Annotated in this window: 3 protein-coding genes; all 3 read right to left on the reverse strand. The window is 53.5% G+C overall.

From position 1 onward, the window contains the following. Positions 1-741, reverse strand: a 741-nt coding sequence (locus PHV74_10350) for a trypsin-like peptidase domain-containing protein (protein MDD5094761.1), incomplete at its 3' end; no start/stop codon positions are given. Positions 742-1,087: 346 nt separating this feature from the next. Next, positions 1,088-1,648, reverse strand: coding sequence for a hypothetical protein (locus PHV74_10355; protein ID MDD5094762.1), 561 nt, complete (start codon positions 1,646-1,648; stop codon positions 1,088-1,090). 346 nt (positions 1,649-1,994) lie between these two features. After that, positions 1,995-3,245 (reverse strand): ABC transporter permease, encoded by a 1,251-nt coding sequence (locus tag PHV74_10360; protein MDD5094763.1) that lies wholly within the window; start codon positions 3,243-3,245, stop codon positions 1,995-1,997. Positions 3,246-3,391 lie beyond the last annotated feature (146 nt).

A 3,391-nucleotide genomic window follows, 5' to 3' on the forward strand; every position in this document is an offset into this window, starting at 1 on the left:
GCTGATCGCATATCCCATACCCTCCACACCCACCGCAGAGATCTTGGCGCTGGTGATTCCGACCACTTCGCCTGCCATATTGACCAAAGGCCCGCCGCTGTTGCCCGGATTGATGGCGGCAGATGTCTCGATGAGATCAAACAGGGATTCCCCCTGATCTGCCGACAAGGACACGTTCATTCCGCTGACAATGCCCTGCTTGGCTCTCAATCCTTGCCCCAGAGGATTGCCTATAGCCACCACCCACTCACCAACTCGCATGCTCGATGAATCGCCGACTTTGGCCACCGGCAGATCTTTGGCATCTATTTCGACGATGGCCAGATCAGCCACAGAATCTCCATGAATCACTTCCGCTTCGAACGCTCTCCCATCAGCCAGCCCTACCGTAACCTTTTGGGCTCCCTCAACTACATGATTGTTGGTGACGATAAGGCCGTCTTCCCGATATATCCAACCCGATCCGGCACCTTCCTGCACCTGTTGTCCATAGAAATAATTGTAAGTTGTAGACTCGGTATTGATGGTAACCACCGATGGGTAAACCGCCGCCACCATGTCAGCCAGGGAGGGTACTGCAGACGTTGATACACTAGCAGGTGTTGTTGCAGTAAAACTGACCGCTGGAGTTGGCGCAACAGTTGTCGGGGTTGAGGTTGGCGATTTTTCACTGCTCCCATTGCCGCACGCAACCATCAAAATCAGCACTATCGCCACGAAGACAAGCAAAACTCTTTTCACGTGCTAACCTCCTCGATTAACCCGGGTCGGTTGATTTCAGTTTCAGCCATCTCGGAGATATCCTCAGCATCCGTTGCGGTTCCAAGCATCCGAAAAGCAAGATTATAGACCTGCCCCTGATACCTCTCCACAAACACGTTGAAACAGTCCAGATCGCCATCCTTGCTTTGTTGGACCAGGTCGTCCTCTTAGGCCAATCGATGCCATATTCATCCGTGTGTGTTGCCCAAGCAATGGATTTCCTCCAGGGACGACTACAAGAATCGCCCCCACAAGAGACGCACTTCCTCTTCCCGGTCCCAAGCCATGAAAGGCCTCCAGAACAGATACTCCATCTCTCGTCACATCATGGAACTCGCGTTAACGTGCCCGCTAGAGGAACAGCCTCGGGTGTGCCATTTGCTGGCGGTTCCGCAGGCACACCTTCTGGTGGCATCGTTCTGCTGGCCATCAGATATTCCTGGATTTGCTGGACCTCATCCTCAGTCAAAATGCCTGCAGTTACTGCGCTGTCCCACACCCTCATGGTATCCATCTCTGTGCCTTCACTTTCTGCCACCATTTCTTGTATCGTTTCCGCTTGCCCGGCAGTTAATATCCCCTCTGTAACAAGCGCCTCAAGCTGCGAATCCATCATATCGCTGATACTTCCGAATGAGGGGGGTTGTCTGCTCCCAGGTGTGGATGGTGTTCCTTCCGCAGGCACAGAGGTCGCCTCTGCATTGGAAATACTATTTCCGGAGTCAGTCGTCTGCGTGTTCTGAGGAGCGGATTGCGTCGGCTCCACAAGCGTTGATGCCTCTTCTGTATCGGAATCACTGCCGCAGCCATAGGCCACCAAACCAATTCCGGCAATCACGACAGTGGCCACGGCCACCGCTATTGTCTTTATCCGATTATTCACCATGATTAGTCATTCCCCCCTTTGAATAAGTTCTTGGTTCTTCTTCCTGCTTTAGTCGCCTTCCGCCGGGCTTTCGCTACGGCCGGAAGATACTGGCGGTAACTGCATTGCAGACAGCATTCATACCAACCACCAAAGCAAAAGTCCCACTCTAGAAAGACATTACCCTGACATCTTAAGCAACTCTTGATTTCCCCCATGGTTTCACTGTCTCCTTTTCGATCTGGTATCCACTGTTTTGCTGCAGGCTTCTGGATGATCTACGTGTGAATTTCAGAAGGCTCTTTAAGTCAGGCATCAGTTCGCAGCCGGTGTGCAGTGTTGCGTCAACTGATGCTTGGCTTTTGGTTTACTCGTACCTCAAGGCATCAATCGGGTTCAATTTGGATGCTCTCATGGCCGGATATAGCCCGGAGACGAGCCCGATGGCCACCGCCACCCCGAACGCCAGCATGATCGAGTTCGGGGTGACCACTGTTTGGATGGTTTGCTGGCTGAGTGTGATCGAGCCGGAGAGCAGGTGTGAAACGCCAATCCCGACTCCGATGCCAATCAACCCGCCGACGATGCTGATGGTCGATGCTTCCAGCAAGAATTGCGTCAGAATATGACGGCGCTTGGCGCCCACTGCTTTGCGGATTCCGATTTCCCTCGTGCGTTCGGTGACCGATACCAGCATGATGTTCATAATCCCCAACCCGGCCACCAGAAGTGCGATGCCTGCGGTTACTGTCAGCAAGGAGGTAAGAGTGTCACTGGTTTCGGTGAGGGTGGCCTCGATTTCCTCCTGACTGGTGATGGAGAAATCATCCTCATCGCCCAGCATAATCTCGTGCTCTTGGCGCAAAACCGCGGAGACCTGTTCAATGGCCCGATCATTCTTGCTGCTCGAGACCGCTTGCAGGTAGATGGTGCTGATCACATGATCCCCAGAACTGGTCCGCTGCGGGTTGAGCCGGTACATCACCGTGGTAATAGGGACATACACCAAATTATCGGATCCCATCATGCCACCTTCGCTTTCCAGAACACCCACTACGGTGAACAGTTTACTGGAAAGCTTCAGCGTTTGGCCGACGGGGTCCGTATCGGGAAAGAGGGTCTCGGCAATGCTGCTGCCTAAGACGCAGACATTTGATTTGCTGTCCACATCATCCTGGGTAATGAATTGTCCCTCGGCTACGGTTTTTTTGCGCACTTGTTCATATTGCGGAGTTACACCATAGACCCTGGCGCGGGTGTTTTCGCCGCCAAAAACGAGTTGGGCTGAGGTGGAAGCCTCCGGAGCCACAGACTTGACGGCGGTGATATCCGGAGAACTGGCAATAGTCTCCGCATCCTCGTACGTTAGCGTGGTAGCACTGCCAGCCCCCTGTCGGACGAACCCTTGAGATGAAGACCCGGGAGATACAGTGAGCAGATTAGACCCCATTTGTCCGATCTGATCCAGCACCATCTGTTTCGATCCCTGCCCCACCGATGTCAGAGCGATCACTGAAGCGATACCGAGGATCACTCCCAGGATGGTCAGGAAAGATCTCAGCCGGTTGGCAAGGATACCGCGAAGCGCTACCGGCAGCGTTGCGAGTTGCGCTATCATCGCAGCACCTCCTCGTTGTTCACCAGCCCGTCTCGGATGGTGATGATGCGGTTGCAATATTCCCCGATCTCCCGTTCGTGCGTGACCATCACGATAGTAATGCCGTCCCGTCTGTTGAGTTCCTCAAATATTTTCATGATCTCATC

It is taken from the genome of Dehalococcoidia bacterium, assembly GCA_028711995.1.
Taxonomy (GTDB): Bacteria; Chloroflexota; Dehalococcoidia; order SZUA-161; family SpSt-899; genus JAQTRE01.

Coding starts and splice junctions, on each gene's coding strand:
- PHV74_10355 (MDD5094762.1), bottom strand. CDS start 1,648: ATGGTGAATAATCGGATAAAGACAATAGCGGTGGCCGTGGCCACTGTC.
- PHV74_10360 (MDD5094763.1), bottom strand. CDS start 3,245: ATGATAGCGCAACTCGCAACGCTGCCGGTAGCGCTTCGCGGTATCCTT.